The sequence below is a fragment of the Pseudactinotalea sp. genome, from assembly GCF_048594945.1.
GTDB lineage: Bacteria > Actinomycetota > Actinomycetes > Actinomycetales > Beutenbergiaceae > Pseudactinotalea.
This window is the reverse complement of the sequence record NZ_JBMDXJ010000061.1, coordinates 1-20359: the sequence shown is the minus strand read 5'-3', so window position 1 is coordinate 20359 and position 20359 is coordinate 1. Positions and strand designations below refer to the sequence as shown.

At 71.0% G+C, this 20359-nt stretch carries 18 protein-coding genes; 11 read left to right on the top strand and 7 right to left on the bottom strand.

What is annotated here, in order from left to right:
* Nucleotides 1-89: 89 nt before the first annotated feature.
* From ACOJSN_RS02910 to ACOJSN_RS02890, 5 genes are read left to right on the top strand one after another with little or no spacing between them, the layout of a single operon-like run.
* The gene (locus ACOJSN_RS02910; protein WP_420111012.1) at nt 90-1418 is read left to right on the top strand and encodes an ABC transporter substrate-binding protein; all 1329 of its coding nucleotides are present in this window, start codon (nt 90-92) and stop codon (nt 1416-1418) included.
* Nucleotides 1415-2305, top strand: a complete 891-nt coding sequence (locus ACOJSN_RS02905) for a carbohydrate ABC transporter permease (RefSeq protein WP_420111011.1) — start codon at nt 1415-1417, stop codon at nt 2303-2305. Before ACOJSN_RS02910 ends, ACOJSN_RS02905 begins: the two co-directional genes overlap by 4 nt.
* Nucleotides 2289-3161: a carbohydrate ABC transporter permease gene (locus ACOJSN_RS02900; protein WP_420111010.1), complete on the top strand. Its 873-nt coding sequence runs from the start codon at nt 2289-2291 to the stop codon at nt 3159-3161. The genes ACOJSN_RS02905 and ACOJSN_RS02900 overlap by 17 nt, the downstream gene beginning before the upstream one ends.
* On the top strand, nt 3161-4645 hold the full coding sequence (locus tag ACOJSN_RS02895) for an MFS transporter (RefSeq protein WP_420111009.1): 1485 nt from the start codon (nt 3161-3163) through the stop codon (nt 4643-4645). Before ACOJSN_RS02900 ends, ACOJSN_RS02895 begins: the two co-directional genes overlap by 1 nt.
* Before the next feature lie 22 nt (nt 4646-4667).
* Nucleotides 4668-5348 carry an SDR family NAD(P)-dependent oxidoreductase gene (locus tag ACOJSN_RS02890; RefSeq protein ID WP_420111008.1) on the top strand — a complete coding sequence of 227 codons (681 nt, stop codon included), beginning with the start codon at nt 4668-4670 and terminating at the stop codon, nt 5346-5348.
* Here ACOJSN_RS02890 and ACOJSN_RS02885 read toward each other — a convergent pair.
* The 7 genes from ACOJSN_RS02885 to ACOJSN_RS02855 form a co-directional block, all read right to left on the bottom strand.
* Nucleotides 5345-6430, bottom strand: coding sequence for an LLM class flavin-dependent oxidoreductase (locus ACOJSN_RS02885; RefSeq protein WP_420111007.1), 1086 nt, complete (start codon nt 6428-6430; stop codon nt 5345-5347). The genes ACOJSN_RS02890 and ACOJSN_RS02885 overlap by 4 nt on opposite strands.
* Nucleotides 6430-6945, bottom strand: coding sequence for a flavin reductase family protein (locus ACOJSN_RS02880; protein WP_420111006.1), 516 nt, complete (start codon nt 6943-6945; stop codon nt 6430-6432). The genes ACOJSN_RS02885 and ACOJSN_RS02880 overlap by 1 nt, the downstream gene beginning before the upstream one ends.
* Nucleotides 6942-7466 carry an NADPH-dependent FMN reductase gene (locus ACOJSN_RS02875; RefSeq protein ID WP_420111005.1) on the bottom strand — a complete coding sequence of 175 codons (525 nt, stop codon included), beginning with the start codon at nt 7464-7466 and terminating at the stop codon, nt 6942-6944. The genes ACOJSN_RS02880 and ACOJSN_RS02875 overlap by 4 nt, the downstream gene beginning before the upstream one ends.
* Complete coding sequence (locus ACOJSN_RS02870; protein ID WP_420111004.1) at nt 7463-8446, bottom strand: ATP-grasp domain-containing protein; 984 nt, start codon at nt 8444-8446, stop codon at nt 7463-7465. The genes ACOJSN_RS02875 and ACOJSN_RS02870 overlap by 4 nt, the downstream gene beginning before the upstream one ends.
* Nucleotides 8447-8514: 68 nt before the next feature.
* Nucleotides 8515-9879 carry a M20 family metallopeptidase gene (locus ACOJSN_RS02865; RefSeq protein ID WP_420111003.1) on the bottom strand — a complete coding sequence of 455 codons (1365 nt, stop codon included), beginning with the start codon at nt 9877-9879 and terminating at the stop codon, nt 8515-8517.
* Complete coding sequence (locus ACOJSN_RS02860) at nt 9876-11234, bottom strand: NtaA/DmoA family FMN-dependent monooxygenase (protein ID WP_420111002.1); 1359 nt, start codon at nt 11232-11234, stop codon at nt 9876-9878. Before ACOJSN_RS02860 ends, ACOJSN_RS02865 begins: the two co-directional genes overlap by 4 nt.
* Nucleotides 11231-12322 carry an LLM class flavin-dependent oxidoreductase gene (locus ACOJSN_RS02855; RefSeq protein ID WP_420111001.1) on the bottom strand — a complete coding sequence of 364 codons (1092 nt, stop codon included), beginning with the start codon at nt 12320-12322 and terminating at the stop codon, nt 11231-11233. The genes ACOJSN_RS02860 and ACOJSN_RS02855 overlap by 4 nt, the downstream gene beginning before the upstream one ends.
* 225 nt (nt 12323-12547) lie before the next feature.
* On the opposite strand from ACOJSN_RS02855, the gene ACOJSN_RS02850 reads away from it, so the two are divergent.
* The 6 genes from ACOJSN_RS02850 to ACOJSN_RS02825 all read left to right on the top strand — a co-directional run.
* The gene (locus ACOJSN_RS02850; RefSeq protein ID WP_420111000.1) at nt 12548-13588 is read left to right on the top strand and encodes an ABC transporter permease; all 1041 of its coding nucleotides are present in this window, start codon (nt 12548-12550) and stop codon (nt 13586-13588) included.
* Nucleotides 13581-14504, top strand: a complete 924-nt coding sequence (locus ACOJSN_RS02845) for an ABC transporter permease (protein WP_420110999.1) — start codon at nt 13581-13583, stop codon at nt 14502-14504. Before ACOJSN_RS02850 ends, ACOJSN_RS02845 begins: the two co-directional genes overlap by 8 nt.
* Nucleotides 14501-16144 (top strand): dipeptide ABC transporter ATP-binding protein, encoded by a 1644-nt coding sequence (locus tag ACOJSN_RS02840; RefSeq protein WP_420110998.1) that lies wholly within the window; start codon nt 14501-14503, stop codon nt 16142-16144. The genes ACOJSN_RS02845 and ACOJSN_RS02840 overlap by 4 nt, the downstream gene beginning before the upstream one ends.
* The gene (locus ACOJSN_RS02835) at nt 16141-17790 is read left to right on the top strand and encodes an ABC transporter substrate-binding protein (protein ID WP_420110997.1); all 1650 of its coding nucleotides are present in this window, start codon (nt 16141-16143) and stop codon (nt 17788-17790) included. Before ACOJSN_RS02840 ends, ACOJSN_RS02835 begins: the two co-directional genes overlap by 4 nt.
* A 25-nt stretch (nt 17791-17815) precedes the next feature.
* On the top strand, nt 17816-19456 hold the full coding sequence (locus ACOJSN_RS02830; protein ID WP_420110996.1) for an ABC transporter substrate-binding protein: 1641 nt from the start codon (nt 17816-17818) through the stop codon (nt 19454-19456).
* Nucleotides 19456-20359 (top strand): LLM class flavin-dependent oxidoreductase (locus ACOJSN_RS02825; RefSeq protein ID WP_420110995.1); only part of this gene is annotated, 904 nt, incomplete at its 3' end. The genes ACOJSN_RS02830 and ACOJSN_RS02825, both read left to right, overlap by 1 nt.

The following is a 20359-nucleotide window of genomic DNA, read 5'->3' as shown; positions in this document are numbered from 1 at the left end:
GCCCACCCCACCCCACCCCCACCCCGGGTGCCTGGGCGCACCCGGGGCGATCCCCCACACCCTCCTCCCCGTCATCGAAACGAGTCACCATGCCCAAGAAGTCCGTCATCATCGGCGGCGCCGTCGGAGCAGCCGTGCTGCTGGCCGCCGGCACCGCCACCGCCATCAGCCTCAGCGGCCGCGACAACGGTGCGACCACCGTGGTCACGGTCAACCTCTGGGACGAGCAGGTCGCGGCCGCGTACAACGAGTCGTTCGCCGCGTTCGAGGCCGAGCACCCCGAGATCGACGTCCAGGTCGAGATCACTCCATGGTCGAGCTACTGGGACGATCTGCTCGTCGACGTCGGCGGGGGCACCGCAGCCGACATCTTCTGGCTGAACAGCACCTTCACCACCTACGCCGACAACGGCAACCTCATCGACATCACCGCCGAGCTGGGGGCCGACGCCGCCGGCGCCTGGGAGTCGAGCGTGGTCGATCAGTACACGAGGAACGGCTCGCTGTGGGGTGTCCCCCAGCTCGCCGACGGTGGCAAGGCCATCATCGTCAACACCGAGCTGCTCGAGGGCGCCGGGCTGACGACGGACGACCTGCAGGACCTGGTCTGGGACCCGAGCGGCACCGCCGACACGCTCGTTCCCACGCTGCAGCAGCTCACGCTCGACGAGCAGGGCCGCACCGCTGACGACCCCGACTTCGATGCCGGCACGATCGCCCAGTACGGCTACAACGCCGCCTACGACTCCGATGCGATCGTGTTCAACTACGTCGGCTCCAACGGCGGCGAGTGGCGCACGCCGGAGGGCTTCACGTTCGCCGGGCCGGAGGCTGCCGAGGCGATCGGCTACGTGGTCGACCTCGTCAACACCCACCACGTGGCGCCGTCGGCTGCGGACACCAACGAGAACAACGAGTTCTCGCGCGAGCAGTTCCTGCAGGGCAACCTCGCTCTCTTCCAGACCGGCCTGTACAACCTGGCCGCGATCGCCGAGGGCGCGACCTTCGAGTGGGCTGTCGTGCCGGTCCCGGAGGGTCCGGCCGGTCGGGTCACCGTGACCAACGGCATCATCGCGGCGGGCAACGCCGCCTCGGAGCATCCCGAGGAGACGCTCGAGGTGCTGCGCTGGCTCGGGTCCGCGGAGGGCAGCGAAGCGATCGGTGCCACCGGGTCGGCAGTTCCGGCGGTGCTGGACGCCCGCACCGGCTACGACGAGGCGTGGGCGGCCCAGGGCGTCGACGTGACGCCGTTCTTCGAGGTCGACACCTTCACGCTCGCGGTGCTCGAGAGCACCCACGTCAGCGAGGCCAACGCGGAGATCGAGCCCGTTCTCAAGGAGCTGTTCCTCGGCCGGCTCGAGCTCGACTCGGCCCTGCAGGAGGCCCAGGAGGCCGCGAACGCGGCCCTCGAGGAGTGAGCTCCGGCACCAGGCGCGCGGGGGCACGACGCGAGGCGGCCGCGGGGTACGCCCTGCTGGCACCCAGCCTGGTCGGGATCCTGGGCTTCCTCGTGTTCCCGATCCTGGTGGTGCTGTGGCTGACCGTGCACCGGTGGAACATCATCGGCGACATCAGCTACGTGGGCCTGGACAACTGGTCGCGGGTGATGACCGACGGCCGCGTCGCCAACTCCCTGCTGGTCACGGGCGGGTTCATTCTGATGGTGATCCCGACCCAGACCGCGCTCGGGCTGCTCACGGCGTCGTTGCTGGTGCGGGGTCTGCCCGGGTCGGCGATCTTCCGGACGATCTACGTGCTGCCGTGGATCTGCGCGCCACTGACGCTCGGCGTGGTGTGGAAGTGGATCTTCTCGCCGAGCGGCGGTGCCCTCAACGGCCTGATCGGTCGCCGGGTCGAGTGGCTGTCGGAGCCTGCGCTCGCGCTGCCGTCGGTCGCGGCGGTGAGCGTCTGGTCGAACGTGGGCTATGTGACCTTGTTCTTCATGGCGGGCCTGGTGGCGATCCCGCCCACCATCCTCGACGCCGCCCGTATCGACGGCGCGTCGGCGACCCGCATCTTCTGGCAGATCAAGGTGCCGTTGCTGCGGCCCACCACGTTCTTCGTGCTCGTCACGGGTGTGCTGGCGGCAGCCCAGACGTTCGACACCGTCTACGCGTTGACCGGCGGCGGCCCGGGCTATCGCACCGACGTGATCGCCGGCCGCATCTACTACGAGGCCTTCGCGAACGCGAACCTCGGCAACGCTGCGGTGATGGCGGTGATCCTGCTGGTCCTGCTGGTGGCGATCACCCTGGGGCAGCAGCTCTACTTCAGGAAGCGGATCACCTATGACCTCTCGGGCTGAGGCGCGCGCGGTGAGTCGCCGTTCGGTGCGCGTCCCGACGGCGGTGTCCCACCTCGCCGTGTACACGGTGCTGCTGCTGGGTGTCGCGGTCACGTCGGCACCGTTCGTCCTCAGCTTCGCGACGTCGCTCCGCACCGCGCCGCAGTACGCGTCGTCGTCGCCGTGGTCGTTGCCGATCCCAGCGACGCTCGCCAACTACGCGGCACTCTTCGGAGACCGGGTCGACCTGACGCGACCGATCGGGATCACGCTGCTGGTCGCCGCGTTCACGGTGGCGACGCAGCTGACGTTCTCGGTGCTGGCCGCGTTCGCGTTCGCCAGGCTCAGGTTCCCGGGGCGTGACGCCCTCTTCTGGGTGTACCTCGGCACGATGATGGTCCCCGGGGCCGTCACGATCATCCCGCTCTACATGCTGATGGTCGAGGTCGGCCTGCGTGACACCTTCTGGGGTCTGGCCCTGCCCGGCATGCTGGGCTCGCCGTACGCGGTGTTCCTGCTGCGCGAGTACTTCCGGGGCATCCCGCAGGACCTGGTCGACGCCGCACGCCTCGACGGCGCGACGCTGCCCGACATCCTCGTCGAGATCATCCTGCCGCTGAGCCGGCCGATCCTGGCGACCCTGGTCCTCATCACGGTCGTCAGCGAGTGGAACGCGTTCCTGTGGCCACTCGTGATCACCTCCGGCGAACGATGGCGCGTGCTCACGGTCGCCACCGCGGCCCTGCAGACCCAGTACAACGGCAACTGGACGCTCGTGACGGCGGCGACAACAGTCGCGCTGCTCCCGTTGCTCGTGCTCTTCCTGGTGTTCCAGCGTCAGATCGTGCGGGCCATCGCGATCACAGGGTTCCGCTGATGTCGTGGCTGCAGCGACGACGCAGGTTCGACCGGAGCTCCCCGCCGAGCGGAAGGCTGGTGCTCGCGGTCTGCCTGGTGACCGGATTCGCCACCCTCTTCGACTCGGCCGCACTCGTCGTCGCAGCCCCGATCCTTCGAGCGGATCTGGGCGCCGACGCCTCCTCACTCCAGTGGATCCTCGCCGGCTACTCCCTGACCTTCGGCCTAGCCCTGATCCCCGCGGGCCGCCTCGGCGATGCCGTGGGGCGACCAGTGCTCCTCGCCGCCGGACTGCTGCTGTTCAGCACCGCGAGCATCGTGGGGGCGACCGCCGCCGAGCCGACCGCGCTCGTGATCGCTCGGCTGGTGCAGGGAGTCGGTGCCGGGACCGCGAACCCGCAGGTCATCGGGCTGCTGCAGGATCGGTTCAGCGGATCGGCGCGCGCCCGCGCGCTCGGCGCATACACCTCGGTCGGCTCGGCCGCGGCCCTGCTGGCGCCGGTGGTCGCCGGAGGAGTCCTCGATGCCGCCGAACCAGGCCTCGGCTGGCGGGTGGTGGTGCTCCTCAACGTGCCGCTCGGGTGCCTGGCCGCCACGCTGAGCCTGGTGTTCCTGGCCCGCCGACTGGTGCGGGCGCGCCGGGACCGCCCGGTCGATGTCGACCCGATGGGTCTGATCGCCGTCACGGTCCTGACGCTGCTACTGCTGCTTCCCGTGGTCTCGCAGGAGTCCGAGCCGCTGCGATGGGCGGCCGGCGGTGTGCTGTTCGCGGCGGTGGCCACAGTGTTTGTCTGGTGGGAGCGCCGGTACGCGCGCCGCGGCCGGCTCCCGCTGATCACACCCGCACTGGTCCGGGCACCGGGCTTCACGATGGGCTGTCTCGTGGCCACGTTCACGTTCGGTTCCGCGCTGGGCTTCTCGGCAGTGCTGATGCTGTTCCTGCAGGAGGCGCTGGACCTGGGCCCGTTCGCGGCCGGGGTGGTGACCATCCCAGGCGCGATCGCCTCGATGGTCACCGCCAACCTGTCGTGGCGAGTGCTACGGCGCTTCGGCCGGCCTGGTGTGACCGTGATCCTCGCACTCAAGACCGCCATCGCGGTGACCGCCGCGATCGCACTGCTGGCTGTGCCCACCTCATGGGTGCTGCCGGTGCTGGTAGCGATGCAGACGCTGACCGGCGCCGTGAGCGGCCTCGCCGGGCCACCCAACCAGGCCCTTACGCTCGAGCATGCGCCGCACGACCAGCACGGTGTCGCGGCAGGCGTGCTGCAGGTGTCCCAGCGGATCTCGGCAACGCTGTGCATCGCCGCGCTCGTGGGGCTCTACGCCTCAGCCTCCCCCGGCGCCGATCTCGATGTCGGCGGTGCACGCACGGCGCTGGTGCTGGTCGCAACGGCCAGCGCCGTCCTCGGCGCACTCGCCACCGCCTGCTCGGCAGTCGACGCCGCCACCACCCGAGCCAGGGTGCCGGAGCGGGCACCCAGTCCGACCGCAGCCGGATAATCACCACAGAGGAGGAGCAGGAGTGGATCTACAGCTACAGGGCAGGGTCGTGCTGGTGGTCGGCGGCCACGGTCTCGTCGGAACCGCGATCACCGACGTGCTGCGCGACGAGGGGGCGCTCGCCCTACCCGCGTCGCGACACGCACCTGACGGCGTCGTCATGGACGCCGCTGACGACGACTCGGTGACCAAGGCGCTCGCCAGGGTCCTGGACGAGCACGGGCGACTCGACGGCGTCGTGGTGGCAGCAGCACCGAGCGCCCGCACCCTGGATCCTTCACGCAACTCCGAGCCGGACCAGGTGCGGGCAGCGTTCGACGGCAAGACGCTGACCTTTCTCCGTGTGGCGAACGCGGCCCTGGAGCCGATGCGGCAACGCGGCTACGGCCGCATCGTCGGCATCAGCGGGCAGGGCGCGTTCGTCACCGGGAACATCGCTGGCTCGGTTCGCAACGCCGCTCTCATCGTCGCCGCCAAGCACCTGGCCGATGCCAGCGCCGGCAGCGGCACCACGGTCAACGTCGTCAGTCCCGGCATCGTCACCGACACCCCGACCGACGACGTCGAGGTGGGGACCAGCGGTCAGAGCACTCCCACGGACACCGCCCGCCTGGTCGCATTCCTGCTCTCGCCCCTCGCAGGCACCATCAGCGGTGAGTCCATCGCCGTCGGGCACCGCACCCGAGGGTTCACCCGTCTCTAGGGTGCGTTCGTCGGGGGCGGCGGGGGATCCGGGATCACACGGCGCAGCTCGGGAACGACCTCCTGCGCGAACAGCGTGAGCGAGTCGACGTAGTCCTCCTGGCTGAGATCACCACGATGACCACCGGTGGAGATCACGGTGTGCCCGAACTCCTCGTGGTAGCGGAGCACCTTGTCGATGACCTGCTGCGGGCTGCCGATGAGCCACGAACCGCGCTCGAGGAAGTCTTCGTAGGACTCGTAGTCGGTCCGGGTGCCGGGTAGGTGCGTGTCGTTCGCCTGGATCCTGGCAGCGAAGCGCTCGTAGATCGGGCGGAAGTGCTCCACGGCGTCCTGCGAGCGGCGCGCCACGAACGGTCCGCCGTGCCCTGCTCCGACGAGGGCGTCGGCCGGGTCGCGCCCGGCCTCCTCCCACGTGCGCCGGTAGTGCCTGATGAGCTTGGCGTAGTGCTCGATCGGGTTGAAGCCGTTCGCCGAGAAGATCGGGTCGCCGAACTCGACGGCGAGCTCGACCGAGCGCTCCGCGGTGGCCGAGCCGTGCCACACCCGGATCCGCGGTTGCCGCGGTTGCGGGAACACCCGCACGTCCGACAGCGCCGCCCAGCGCGTCAGCGGCACGCCCTCGGGTGCGGTCCAGGTGACGGGCTCGTCACCCCACAGCTGCCGCAGCAACCGGTAGTTGACCTCGAGCGCGTCCCACGCCTCCAGCCGGCCGACGCCGAACAGCTCGGCCTGCTCCGGACCGTTGCCCTTGCCGACGATCAGCTCCAGGCGGCCGTTCGAGAGGTGATCGAGGGTCGCGTAGTCCTCGGCGGCGCGCACCGGATCGAGCACCGACAGCAGCGTGACGCCGGTGAACAGCCGGATCCGGCTGGTCTCGGCCGTCAGGCGGCTGAGCAGGACCGGCGGCGAGCTCGACAGGAACGGGGCGTGGTGGCGCTCGCCCACACCGAAGCCGTCGAAACCGAGGGCCTCGAACCGCTTGGCGTTCTCCACCACCTCGAGGTAGCGGTCGGTGACCGTGGCCCGCTCACCGCTCTGGTCGCCGTGCGCGATCAGGTCGATGCCGATGATGTGCACCATCAGGGCAGCACCGAGGTGGGCGTCAACGAGTGGTAGTGGCGATCGTGGTAGACGAGCGGCTCGCGGTCGCCGGCCACGCGCACGTCGGCGGCACCGATGAGCACGATCGTGCTGCTGCCGACCGGCACGCGCTGCAGGATCGGGCCACGCGCCCAGGTCGGCACGTCGAGCAGTCGTGGCTCGCCGGAGGGCAGTCGCTCCCAGTCGATGGGGGCGAACCGGTCCGCTCCGCTGGTCGCGAACAGCTGCGACAGCCCGATGTGCTCGACGTCGAGGAAGTGCACCGCCACCGACGTCGCCCGAGCGATCGTCGGCCACGCCGAGGCGACGCTCGTGATCGAGAACGCCAGCACCGGCGGGTCCGCCGAGATCGAGACCACAGACGTGGCGGTGAACCCGACCGGCCCGTCGGGCCCGCTCGCGGTGATGATGGAGACGCCGTTCGGGTAGTTCCGGAACAGCTCCTTGAAGGCCGCGGCGTCCACAGCGGCCTCGGTGTCGACGGCGGCGCTCACGCGGGAACCTCCTCGGCCACGGGGGCAAGCGCTCGCCGCAGCGTGGCCACGTGCGCCGCCAGCCACGCCTCGAGCACCGCCTCCGGCTCCTCGAGCTGGGACTCGAGCACCTGCAGGCTCCGCGTCGGCACGCTGGCTCCCAGCTCCACGAGCAGCGAGCGCAGGTGGATGTCGGTGCTGAGCAGGTGGTGCGGCGCCGCACTGACGATCAGCCCGACGGCGGTCGTGCCCGCGAGCCCGTCGGTGCCGTAGCCGTCGAGGAACAGCTTGAGCAGGCCGGTGTAGGTCGCCTTGTAGACCGGCGTCGCGAGCACCACGAGGTCGCTGCCGGCCACCTGCTCGCGCGCCCGCGTGGCCTGCTCCCCGTAGGGGTCGAGCAGCACCGGAGCCAGGGCTGCGAGGTCCACGACCTCGGTCTCTGCCCCGACGGCGGAGGCCAGCTTGTCGACGACGGTCGCGGTCAGCCGGTGCGTGCGGGATCCCTCACGGGGATTGCCGATGACGGCGGTCAGTCTGGTCATGCTGCTTCTTCTCCCTTGGTCTCCTCGGCGAGCAGGCCGCCGAGGTAGGACACGATCGAGCCGGGGCCGCTGCGGGGTGCGGCGGCTTCGACGGCGGGGTTGTAGTTGGTGTTGGTGTTGACGTCGTAGGTGAGGACGCGGCCGTCGGCCGTCTCGAGGAACTCGATCCCGGCGATCTCGATGCCGTGCGCCGCGGCGAAGGACAGGTAGGACTCGGCGAGGCCGGAGGGCAGGTCCTCGCGCAGCGAGAACAGCGGCAGCGTCGGGTCGACCTCGATCGTGGCGCCGTACGGCTTGAGCGGCCGGCCGGTCTCCGGGTCGATCGCGCAAGCGTCCGCGGGGCAGAGCTGGAAGCCGCCGCGCGCGGTATCGCCGGACACCGCGTAGACCACCTCGCCGCCGACGATCTCGACCCGGGTGATCGTGCCGCCCGCGGGCGGCACGTACTCCTGCAGGAGCGTGACGCCGTCGACAGGCTCCGGGTAGGTGCCCTCGGCCACATCGGCTGCGAGATCGCCGGCACTCTCGTACCGGCGCACACCCAAGCCCTTGCCGCCCTGGTTGTGCTTGGTGAGGAACGGCGTCGGGAACGAGGCCGCCGCGGCCAGGAGGTTCTCGGTGCCGATCACCACGCGGGTGTTCGGCACCTCCAGCCCGTGCGCGGCCAGCGCGGTCAGCTGCAGCACCTTGCTCACCTCGAGTGAGAGCACCCCGGCGCCGTTGACGACCCGGCGCCCGGCGGCCGCGGCCCATGCGAGCACCGCCCGCGAGTGCTCCTTGGCGTGCTCGTGACCACGGGTGTGCGACGAGGCGCTGAAGCGTGACCAGTACACCCCGGGCGGTGGCGGCTCGGACAGGTCGAGCCCGCCACCGGTGAGCAGCCACTCCCGGTACGGGACGCCCTGCGCCTCGAACTGCTCGGCGAACGGTCCGAACCACTCGGGGTTCTCGTGGATCGCGTGGACCACGGGCGCACTCATGCCTTCTGGTCGCGCACCGACACTCGTTCCGGTCCTCGCTTCGCTCCGGTCCTCGCTCACTGGCGCACTCATTCGGACTCTCCTTCGGAGGTGAAGTAGTTCTCGACGTCGACGACGCCACCCGCCGCCTCGAAGTCGGCCCTGACCGCGTCCCGCAGCGCGCCGTCGTGCAGCCAGTCGAGCGCCGTGAGCGCGAGCCCGTACGCGCCGTCGAGCGCCGCGGCCAGCCCTGCGGGAGAGGAGACGGCCTCGGCGAAGGCACGGGTGTGCAGCGCCACGTCGGTGGCCGAGACCGCGATCATCGGGTGGATCCCCGGGATGCGGACGCTGATGTTGGAGAAGTCGGTCGAGGCCGCCAGCTCGGGAGGCACCACGCCACCCGAGAGCGCCACCCGCCCCCGTGCCTCCTGATGTCCCACCCACCGGCGCGCGAGCGCGTCGTTCGTGCGCAGCGGCAGCGTGTAGGGCAGCGGGTCCCAGGTCAGCTCCGCCACCGTGCCGGTGGCCTGCGCGATGCCGTGCGCGATGTCCTCGAGCCGGTGCGACAGGTCGAGCAGGGTAGCCGCATCGGCGGACCGCACGTAGTACTCGACACTCGCGCGCTCGGGCACGACCGAGGGACGGTCACCGCCCTCACGGATCACGCCGTGCACCCGGTCGGTCGGCGGGATGTGCTGCCGCAGGAAGCCGACCGCCTGGTAGTTCAGAGCGACCGCGTCGAGCGCGTTCCGCCCCATGTACGGCTGCGCGGAGGCGTGCGCCGCGACACCGTGATAGGTGACCACGAGCTGTCGCCGGCCCAGGAACGGCTGATCGACCACGTCGTAGCCGAACGGGTGCACCATGATCGCCGCGTCGACGCCGTCGAAGAATCCTTCACGCGCGAGCAGCTCCTTGCCGCTGCTGCCTTCCTCGGCGGGCGTGCCGAGCAGCAGCACCCTGCCCGGGACGTCGGCCTCGGCCAGTCGGCCGAGGGCCAGGAATGCCCCGACGGCGGCGGTCGCGATGAGATTGTGTCCGCACGCATGGCCGATGGCCGGCAGGGCGTCGTACTCGGCCAGGATCGCGATGGTCGGGCCTGTCTCGGCCGAGCCGATCCCGGCTCGGAGCGAGGTCTCCAGCCCGTGGGTTCCGGTCTCGACCTCGACCCCGTGGCGGCGCAGCAGCTCGGCGATCGCGGCGACGCTGCGGTACTCGAGGAACGCCTCCTCGGCGGCGTCGAAGATCGTGGCCGACAGCTCGGCGAGGTCGCCGTCGAGCCGGTCGATGGCGTGCGCGACCTGACCGCCCAGCCGCTCGGGCGCGCCGGTGAAGGGCGAGCCGATCGGCACGTGCTCGGCCCGACGGCGCTCGGTGCGCTCCTCGAGCGCGTCCAGGTAGGCGCGGCTGGGCCGAGGCGGGGCCTCGGCGGGCCGGGCCGCCGCGACCGTCATCCGGCCGCCTCCGCGAGCTCGAGCTCGCGGCGCGTCTGCGGAGGCCGCAGCCCCAGGTGCTCACGCAGCGTGGTGCCCGTGTAGGCAGTGCGGTAGGCGCCACGATCCTGCAGCGCGGGCACCAGCAGCTCCACGATGTCCTCGAGGCCGTCCGGCACGATCCAGGGCGAGATGTTGAAGCCGTCCACGGCGCCGCTGCGCACGAACTCGATCAGCTGCTCGGCGACGCTCGCCGGCGAGCCGATGAAGCCGCGGCGGCGCTCCTGCGCGATCACGAGCTCCCGGATCGAGAGGTTCTCGGCCTCGGCACGCTCGCGCCACTCCTGGGCGAGCGGCCGTCGCGAGCCGGACTTCAGGCCGGCGCCGCGGGTACCATCGAACTCCTTGTCGACGACGTCGGCGATCGACGGCACCGGGCCGTCCGGATCCAGGTGCGACAGGTCCCGCCCCCACACGTGACCGAGCAGCGACAGCGCGGTCGCGCCGGTGACCTGCGCCCGCTTGAGCCACTCGTACTTATCCTCCGCGGCCGCATCGGTCTCGGCCAGCACGATGAAGGTGCCGGGAAAGATCTTCACGTCGTCGACGGGGCGGCCCGCCGCGACCGTGCGCGCACGCACGTCGGTGGCGAACTCGAGCGCGTCGGTGAGGTCCGAGCCGTGGGCGGAGAAGATCACCTCGGCGTTGCGGGCCGCGAACGTGCGGCCGTCGGGCGAGTCGCCTGCCTGGAACAGAACCGGGTGCCCCTGCGGACTGCGGGGCACGGTCGGAGTGACCTCGATGTTCACGGTCGTGCCCGAGCGCTGCACACGGGTGAACGCGCGCTCCTCCTCCGACCAGGAGTCCCAGATCGCCTGCGCGGCGCGCACGAACTCCTCGGCCCGGACGTACCGGTCGGCGTGGTCGAGGTAGCCCCCGCGGCGGAAGTTCTCGCCAGTCCAGGCGTTGTCGGTGGTCACGATGTTCCACGCGGCACGACCGCCGGAGAGCACGTCGAGCGAGCCCAGCCGCCTGGCCAGGTCGGCGGGGTCGTTGTAGGTGGCGTTCTGCGTCGCCACCAGACCGATGCGGGAGGTGATGGCCGCGAGCGCGGCGAGCTCGGTCAGCGCGTCGGGGCGACCGACCACGTCGAGATCGTGCAGATGGCCGTGCGACTCCCGCAGCCGCAGCCCTTCACCGAGGAAGAACGCATCGAAGAGACCACGCTCGGCCGTACGGATCACCCGCTCGAAGGAGGCAGGGTCGATCTGTGAGCCGCTCTCGGCGTCGGACCAGACGGTGTGGTGGTTGACGCCCTGGAAGAACACGCCGAAGCGCACGTGGGCATCGGGTCGTCGAGTGGGTGTGGTGCTCATGCTGAGATCTCCTCGCGGTCGAAGCCGTTGGCGGGACGCGTCAGCCCGAGGGCGGCACGCAGGTGCTGAGCGGGTCGCGGCGGGTGAGCGGCGCGCGCGAGCGACAACGCGGGCAGCACGTGCCCGGCCAGCACCGGGAGGTCCTCGTCGATCACGGTCGGCAGCAGCCGAACGCCGTCGACCTGACCCCTGATCGAGGTGAGCAGACCGACCAGACCATCGGCTCCGCCGTCGTACGCCGCGACCTCACCCTCGCGAGGATCGGCGCCGAGAGCGAGCCGCCGCTCGGCGGCAGTGGCCCCGGCATCGAGCGTGACCTGCAGGTCGAGGAACGCGAGCACGCCGAGTCCACGCACCTCGATCGCGCGCGCAATGGCGGCGTCGAGATCGGGATGGGACACGAGCACCACGTCCACCCGTCCGGCGAGCTCGCCGTCGGCCAGCAGCCCGTCCGGAGCGATGACCACGGGGTGGCCCTGCGGCGGGCGAGGCGTGATCGAGGCACCGCGGATGCTGAAGGTGTCGGCCTCGATGTCGGTGTACCGCACCCGGTCGCGGTCGATGTAGCGCCCGGTGGGGACATCCTTGATCACCGCGTCGTCGTCCCAGGAGTCCCACAGCCGGCGGACGGCGTCGATCACCTGGAGCACCTCGCGCTGCCGTAGCGCAGCTTCGGTGGGCACGTCGCGACCCAGCGCCGCGGCGAGCCCGGTCAGCTCGGCGTCACCCACGAGCCAGGCCCCGCGGCCGCGACTCGCGTGATCCAGCGAGGCCAGCTGCGCGGCAAGATGGAACGGCTCGACGGCCCGCGGGTGCACCTGCGGCGCCCAGCCGAGACGCGACGTCAGCCCGGAACCGAAGGAGGACCGGAGCACGGCGTCGAGGCGACCGGCGGATCCGCCGGGCTCGGCGACCGGGGTGTCGGCGACGGTGGCGAACGTGAAGCCTGCGTTCTCGGCGCCGCGCGCCACGCGCGTCCAGCGCCGCGGGCGGAGCGCCGCATCGGGCTCATGAAGGGAACGGCGCCAAGCCTGCGGATGGCGACCGTCGCCGTCGATCTCGACGGCCAGGGTCAGGGAATGGCTCATGCCGACGACGCTAGGTCGGCCCCGCCCCACGCCGTTCGTGCCGGCCGATCTGTCTTAACTGGTGATACTCGATCGAGTTAATCCGTTTTGCGTTCTCGTCTCGGTCACTCTGGTTCCTGCCGCCGCGCGGTCGGCTGTCACAGAACCTCCGGACCGCCATTCGGAGACGAACCTCACCCGACCGCGCGGCAGTCCATCGATCACCCGACCGAGTAGGAGCACCTCGTGGCGCGCTACCTCGTCTCACGCCTGGCGCAGGCCGCCGGTGTGCTCTGGGCCGCCTTCACCGCGACCTTCCTCATCCTGTACGCGCTGCCCGGTGATGCCGTATCGCTGCTGCTCGGACCGGACGGGGAGAACGACCTCACGCCCGAGCAGCTCGACGCCGTGCGCGAGCGGTACGGGCTCGACCTGCCGCTGCACGAGCAGTACCTCTCACGGCTCGGCGGGCTGCTGCGCGGCGACCTGGGCGTCTCGTATGTCAACGAGCGGCCGGTCCGGGACCTCATCGTCGAGGTGCTCCCCCAGACCCTGCAGATCGCGGCGCTCGGGCTGGTGCTCGGGCTCACGGTCGGGGCGATCGTAGCGATCGTGGCGACGTACTCCCGGATCGCGTGGCTGCGACGTCTGCTGACGGCGCTGCCCCCGCTCGGCGTGGCCGTGCCCTCGTTCTGGCTCGGGCTGACGCTGCTGCAGGCGTTCTCGTTCGCCAACCCGATCTTCCCCGCCATGGGCAACCAGGGCTGGCGGAGCCTGGTGCTGCCGGCGATCACGCTCGGCATCCCCGCTGCCGCGACCGTGGCACAGCTCCTCAACAAGGGTCTGGAGAGCGCGCTCGCGCAGCCGTACATCGAGACGGCACGCGCGAAGGGCGCAGGGCGAGTGCGGGTGCACCTGCGCCACGCGCTGCGGAACGCCTCGCTGCCCACCTTCACCCTCGCCGGGCTGATGGTCGGCGGGGTCCTCGGCGGTGCGGTCGTCACCGAGACCGTGTTCTCACGCGCCGGACTGGGCAGGCTGACCGCCAGCTCGGTGGCGAACCGCGACGTGCCAACCGTGCTCGGGATCGTGGTGCTGGCCGCGGCTGTGTACGTGCTGGTCAACCTCGTGGTCGACCTCATCTACCCCTTCATCGACCCGCGCGTGGTCACCCGGGATCGCGGGTCCGCACGCAGTACCGCACCGACCGATCGGTCCGCCGGCGAGCCCGGGCCTACCGATGCCTCTGACGAGAGCACCGTGCTGGAAGGAGCCCACCGTGGCTGAGTCCGTCATCACTCCCGCGCTGCTGGAGGGGAGCTCCGAGAGCACAGTGGCTGCCACCTCGACCCGCGAGCGCACCCGGACGGGGCGCGAGCGAGCGCGGGACGCCGCGCTCGAGGTGCTCCGACGCCCCGGCCTCGTGCTGGCGCTGCTGGTGCTGGCGCTCGCGCTGGTGGCGGCCGTGGCGCCGTCGCTGCTGGCACCCGGCGATCCGTACGCCGCCAACCCGGTCGATCGGCTGCAGAGTCCCGGTGCCGCGCACCTGTTCGGCACCGACCAGCTCGGACGTGACCTGTACACGCGGGTGGTGCACGGCTCGGCGCTGTCGCTGTCGGCTGCCGGGCTCGCGGTGGTCTTCGGCCTCACCGCCGGCTCGCTCGTGGGGTTGCTCGCGGGCTTCGTCGGCGGCATCGTCGACTCCGCCCTGATGCGGGTGGTCGACGTGCTGCTGTCGATCCCCGGCATCCTGCTCTCGCTGGCGATGATCACGGCACTCGGGTTCGGCACGCTCAACGTGGCGATCGCCGTGGGAGCCGGGTCGATCGCCTCGTGCGCGCGGATCATGCGATCCCAGGTGCTCTCGGTCCGCACGAGCGACTTCGTGGAGGCCGCGATCGCGGGCGGCGCCACCCGCCTGCGGGTGCTGCTGCGGCACGTGCTGCCGAACTCGGCCGCGCCGGTGCTGGTGCTCGCCGCGCTCGACCTGGGCGGCGCGATCCTCGCGGTGTCCTCGCTCAGCTTCCTGGGCTTCGGCGTGCAGCCACCCACCCCCGAGTGGGGCGCGTTGGTGGCGCAGGGCCGGGACTACCTGGCCTCGGCATGGTGGCTGACGGCGATGCCCGGCTTCGTCGTGGTGGCCACCGTGCTCGCCGCCAACCACGTGGCCCGGTCGCTCGACGCCGAGGGGAAGCGGTCATGACCTCGTTGCTGCAGATCACCGACCTCGCCGTCAGCTACCGCGGCCGCCGCCATCGCGTCGATGCCGTGCAGGGTGTGTCGCTGTCGATCGAGAGCGGGCAGACCGTTGCCGTGGTGGGCGAGTCCGGCTCGGGCAAGTCGACCACCGCCCATGCGGTGCTGCGGCTGCTCGCACCCAACGCCTCGATCACCGCCGGCAGCATCGCGCTCGAGGGCACCGAGCTGACCACGCTGTCGCAGCGACGGCTGCGTGAGTACCGCGGGCGCCGGATCGGCCTGATCCCGCAGGACCCCACCGTGTCCCTCAACCCGGTCGTCAGGATCGGCACCCAGGTCGCCGAGGTGCTTCGGGTGCACGGGCTCGCCGACCGGCGCGAGGCGGAGGGCCTCGCGATCGAAGCCCTCGCTGCCGCCGGTCTCGACGACCCGGAGCTGCGAGCGCTGCAGTATCCGCACGAGCTCTCCGGCGGCCTGCGGCAACGCGTGCTGATCGCGATCGCGACCGTGGCGCGGCCCTCGCTGATCATCGCCGACGAGCCCACGAGCGCCCTCGACGTGACCGTGCAGCGGCAGATCCTCGACCACATCTCGACCCTCACCCGCGACTCCGGATCGGCGGTCCTGCTGGTCACGCACGATCTCGGTGTCGCCGCCGACCGTGCCGACCTGATCGCGGTCATGTCGCAGGGACGCATCGTCGAGACCGGCACGCCCGTGGAGGTGCTGACCGACCCGCAGCACCCCTACACGCGCACGCTAATCGCAGCGGCGCCGAGCCTGCGCACCACGGCCTCACCCGCCGTAGTCGATGCACCGGCCGAGCAGAGCGCTGCCCCGCTCGTGGTGGCCGAGCACCTCGTGAAGGACTTCCACGTCCCCCGCAGCGTGCAGAGCTCGGGCACCTTCCGCGCGGTCGACGACGTCAGCTTCGCGATCGCGCGCGGCCGGACGCTTGCCCTCGTGGGCGAGTCCGGCTCGGGGAAGTCGACCACCGCACGCCTGGTGCTGGGGCTGCTACCACCGACCAGCGGCTCGATCGACGTGGACGGCACCGACCTCACGCAGCTCACACGCGGTCAGCTGCGGGCGCTGCGACGCCGCATCCAGGTGGTGCAGCAGAATCCGTACGCCTCGCTCGACCCAAAGCTCACCGTGGGGCAGGCGATCGCCGAGCCGCTGCACGCACTGCGCGTCGGCAACCGCGCCTCACGCCGACAGCGCACCACCGAGCTGCTGGATGCCGTGGGACTGCCGACCGGCTACGCCGAGCGCCGACCGAGCGAGCTCTCCGGCGGCCAGCGGCAACGCGTCGCGATCGCCCGCGCGCTCACGGTGCGGCCCGAGCTCGTGGTTCTCGACGAGCCGGTCTCGGCACTCGACGTCCGCGTCCAGTCCCAGATCCTCGATCTCCTGACCGGTCTGCAGACCGACCTCGGAGTCAGCTACCTGTTCATCTCGCACGACCTCGCCGTGGTGCGGCAGGTCGCCCACGAGATCGCGGTGATGCGGCGCGGCCGCATCGTCGAGGCCGGCACCGGGGACCAGGTTTTCACCGACCCGCAGCACCCCTACACACGCGCACTGCTCGAGGCCATCCCGGGCACCGCCGTCGAACCTTCCCTGAAAGGAACCACCCCGTGACCAGGCCTATCCCCGACCTCACCCGCCGATCGCTCCTGCTGGGCGGAGCCGGCCTCCCCACCGCCGGCTTCCTCGCCTCGTGCGCAGCCGACGACGGCGCAGGCGGGACCGCAGAGGGCGGCACCACCGCGGGTGGTGAGCCCACCACCGGCGGCACCCTGCGGTTCGCGATCGCGAACGACCCGGCGAGCGTCAACCCGCAGGGCGGCGGCAGCGGGAACGACGCTCGGTACGTGACGCGCCAGCTCGTGGACTCGCTGCTGTATCAGGATCCCGACACGGGCGACCTACATCCGTGGCTGGCGACCGAGTGGAGCGTGAGCGAGGACTCGACCGAGTTCACCTTCACGCTCCGCGATGACGTCACGTTCTCCGACGGCACCCCGCTGACCGCCCAGATCGTCCTCGACAACTTCGACGACGTGCTCGAGCAGGGCGCGAATGCGAACTACGCGATCGAGCACCTCGCGGGCTATCTCGGGGGTGACGCGACCGACGAGGTCACCCTGACGGTGCGCTTCGACCGACCGAGCATCCCGTTCCTGCAGGCGTTGACCGAGCCGATCTTCGGCCCTCTGGCACCAGCGACCCTTGCGGCGTCCTGGGACGAGCGGACAACCGGCATCATCGGCACCGGAGCCTTCACGCTGGGGTCCTATGTGAAGGACACCGAGGTGGTGCTCGCACGACGTGACGGCTACGTGTGGGGACCGAGCCTCGCCGACAACACCGGCGAGGCCTACCTGGACGAGGTGGTCTTCCAGATCATCCCCGAAGCCAGCGTGCGGACCGGTGCGATCAGCTCCGACCAGGTCGACGTGATCGGCGGCGTTCCACCGCAGGACCAGGAGACCCTGACCGCCTCGGGCTTCACGATCGTGGAGCGCGCCAACCCCGGCGTGGTCTTCGGGCTCACGCCGTACACCGGTCGTCCGATCGTCTCTGACCTCGCGGTGCGAACCGCCTTCGCGCTCAGCCTGGTCCGCACCGACCTGCGGGACGCCACGCTCAACGACTCGTACAAGGTCGCCACGAGCGTGCTGGCCAGCAGCACACCCGGTTGGGCCGATCTCAGCGACCACATCCCCGAGGACACCGACGAGGCGGCACGGCTGCTGGATGAGGCGGGGTGGACGCTCGGCGCCGACGGCATCCGCGTGAAGGACGGCGAGCCGCTGCACCTGGTGATCTGGTGGAGCGACAACTTCGTCGCCAACCAGAGCGCTCTGGAGCTGCTGCAGGCGCAGGTCCGCACCGTCGGCTTCGACGTCGAGCTGCGCACGGGCGACGCCACCGAACGGCAGGCCGCCGTCGACGCCGGTGAGCTCGACTTCAGCTACGGCAACCTCAGCCGCGCCGACGCCGACATCCTCCGCACCCAGTTCCACATCGGCGAGAACGACGTCAACAAGGTCCCGGACCCCGACCTGAACGGGCTGCTCGAGCAGCAGAGCGCACTCACGGGCGCCGAGCGCGACGCGGTGGTCGACGAGGCCATCACGTCGATCCTCGACAACGTCTACTACGTGCCCACCTTCGAGCTGACGTCGGTGCTGGCACTCACGACCGGCGTCGCCGGAGTCGCCTTCGCTGCCGACTCCAGGCTGAGCGGCCTGAGCGGCGCTTTCCTCACCACCGGCGCCTGACGCCGCACCCGAAAGGACCATCACGATGACCCACACCATCCCAACGCGACGCAGCGTGCTGCTCGGCGGCGCGGGCCTGCTTTCAGCCGGCTTCCTCGCCGCGTGCGGCAGCGCACCCGGCGGCGCAGGCGGGGCCGAGACCAGCACGACGACCCCGGCGGGCGATCCGGTGGCCGGCGGCGAGCTGTCCTTCGCGATCGGCAACGATGTCGGCAGCCTCAACCCGCAGGGCGGCGGCACCGGCAACGACACCCTCTACGTCAATCGGCAGGTCTTCGACTCGCTGCTGTACCACGACGCCGAGAGCGGAGAGCTGCAGCCGTGGCTGGCCACCGAGTGGACCACGAACGAGGACGCCACCGAGTTCAGCTTCACGCTCCGCGACGACGTCACGTTCTCCGACGGCACCCCGCTGACCGCGCAGATCGTGCTCGACAACTTCGACGACGTGCTGGCCCAAGGCGCCAACGCCAGCAACGTCGTGGAGTACTTCGCCGACTACCTCGGCGGCGCGGCCACCGACGAGCACACCTTCACGGTGAGCTTCGGGCGGCCGAGCGCGCCCTTCCTGCAGGCGCTCTCGAGCGTGGCCCTGTCCCCGCTGGCGCCCGCAACGCTGGAGCTGGAGTGGGCCGAACGGCTGACCTCGGCGATCGGCACCGGGCCGTTCGTCGTGGAGAGCTACACCAAGGACTCCGAGGTGGTGCTCGTGCGCCGCGACGACTACGCCTGGGGCCCGAGCGTCGTCGCCAACAGCGGCGCCGCGTACCTCGAGGAGGTGACGTTCGTGATCCTGCCGGAGGCGAGCGTCCGCACCGGGGCCATCACCTCCGACCAGGCCGACGCCATCGGAGGCGTGCCGCCGCAGGACCAGGCCTCGCTCACCGGTGCCGGGCTGACGATCGTGGAGCGGGCCAACCCGGGTGTGGTCTTCGGCATCACGCCGTTCTCGGGCCGACCGTTGCTGCAGGACGCCGACGTGCGACGAGCGCTCAGTCTCGCGATCGACCGAACCCAGGTGCGCGATGCGGCTGTCAACGACTCCTACGCGGTGGCGACCAACGTGCTCGCGAGCACCACGCCGGGCTGGTCGGACCTCAGCGAGCACATCGGCGACGACGCGCAGCAGGCAGCGGACCTGCTCGAGAGCGCCGGCTGGACCCTCGGTGAGGACGGCGTGCGGACCAAGGACGGCGAGCCGCTGCGGCTGACGCTGTGGTGGGTGAACAACTTCGTGGCCAACCAGACCACGCTGGAGCTGATCCAGGCGCAGGCCAAGGAGATCGGCATCGACATCGTGCTCCACGAGAGCGACTGGATCAGTCTGCAGGAGGCGCAGGGCAACGGCGAGGTCGACCTTTCTTACGGCAACCTCAGCCGGGCCGATCCTGACATCCTGCGCACCCGGTTCTTCTTCGACGACAGCACCGTCAACCAGCCGGCCGACGGGACGCTCAACGAGCTGCTCGAGCGGCAGCGCGGGCTCACGGGGGCCGAGCGAGACGCTGTCGTCGAGGAAGCGGCCATCCGTGTGCTCGACGAGGTCTACTACATCCCGGTCTACGAGCTGACTACCGTGCTCGCCCTGGAGGCCGCCGTGCAGGTCCTGACGCTCGGCGCCGACTCCCGGCTCGACACGCTGCTGGGCGCCTGGGTGGTGGCCTGATGGTGACGCGCTACCTGAAGACCGTCACGGGCGCCGGCGGCGGACCAGGCGTGTACGCACGGGCAGCCGATCCCGCGCACGGCACGCTCGACGACGCCGTCCGTGTCGCAGAGCTGGCCGAGGCCGCGCGGTTCGACGCGCTCTTCACGCCCGACCTGCTGCGCTTCAACAGCCAGGGCGCGATCGGCGCGCAGGACTCGTTGACCACGATGGCCGCGCTCGCTCTGGTGACGAAGCGCATCGGTCTGATCTCGACCGTGACGACGACGTTCAACCACCCTTTCACGCTCGCTCGCCAGTTCGGCACACTCGACCACATCAGCAACGGACGAGCGGCGTGGAACCTCGTGACGAGCTCGATCGGCGAGGAGAACTACGGCGGCGAGCTGCCCTCGCCCGAGGACCGGTACGCACGGGCGGCCGAGACCCTGGACGTGACGAACGCCCTGTGGGATTCCTGGGAGCCGGGTGCGCTGCAGCCGGGCGAGGACGGCCGACCGGCGGCCCTCGACCCGAGCAAGGTGCACCCGATCGACCATCACGGTCGTTTCTTCGACGTGGCGGGGCCGCTGAACGTCCCGCCGCTGCCACAGCGGCGTCCGGTGCAGATCGTCGCGGCGCAGTCCGCGGCCGGGATCGAGTTCGCCGCCCGCTACGCCGAGGTGGTGTTCACGGCGCTGCCCACGCTCGACGTGGCGCTGGAGTTCGTGGGGAAGCTCCGCGGCCGCGCACGCGAGCTCGGGCGACCCGCCGGGCTGCCGCTGATCATGAGCTCGTTCCACGCGACGATCGGGGCGACCGAGGCGGAGGCGCAGCGGTTGCTGGCGGAGCGCCGAGAGGGTGTCGACCTGGTCGCCGGACGCGCCGTCCTCGAGGACATGCTCGCCGGTGTGGACCTCTCGG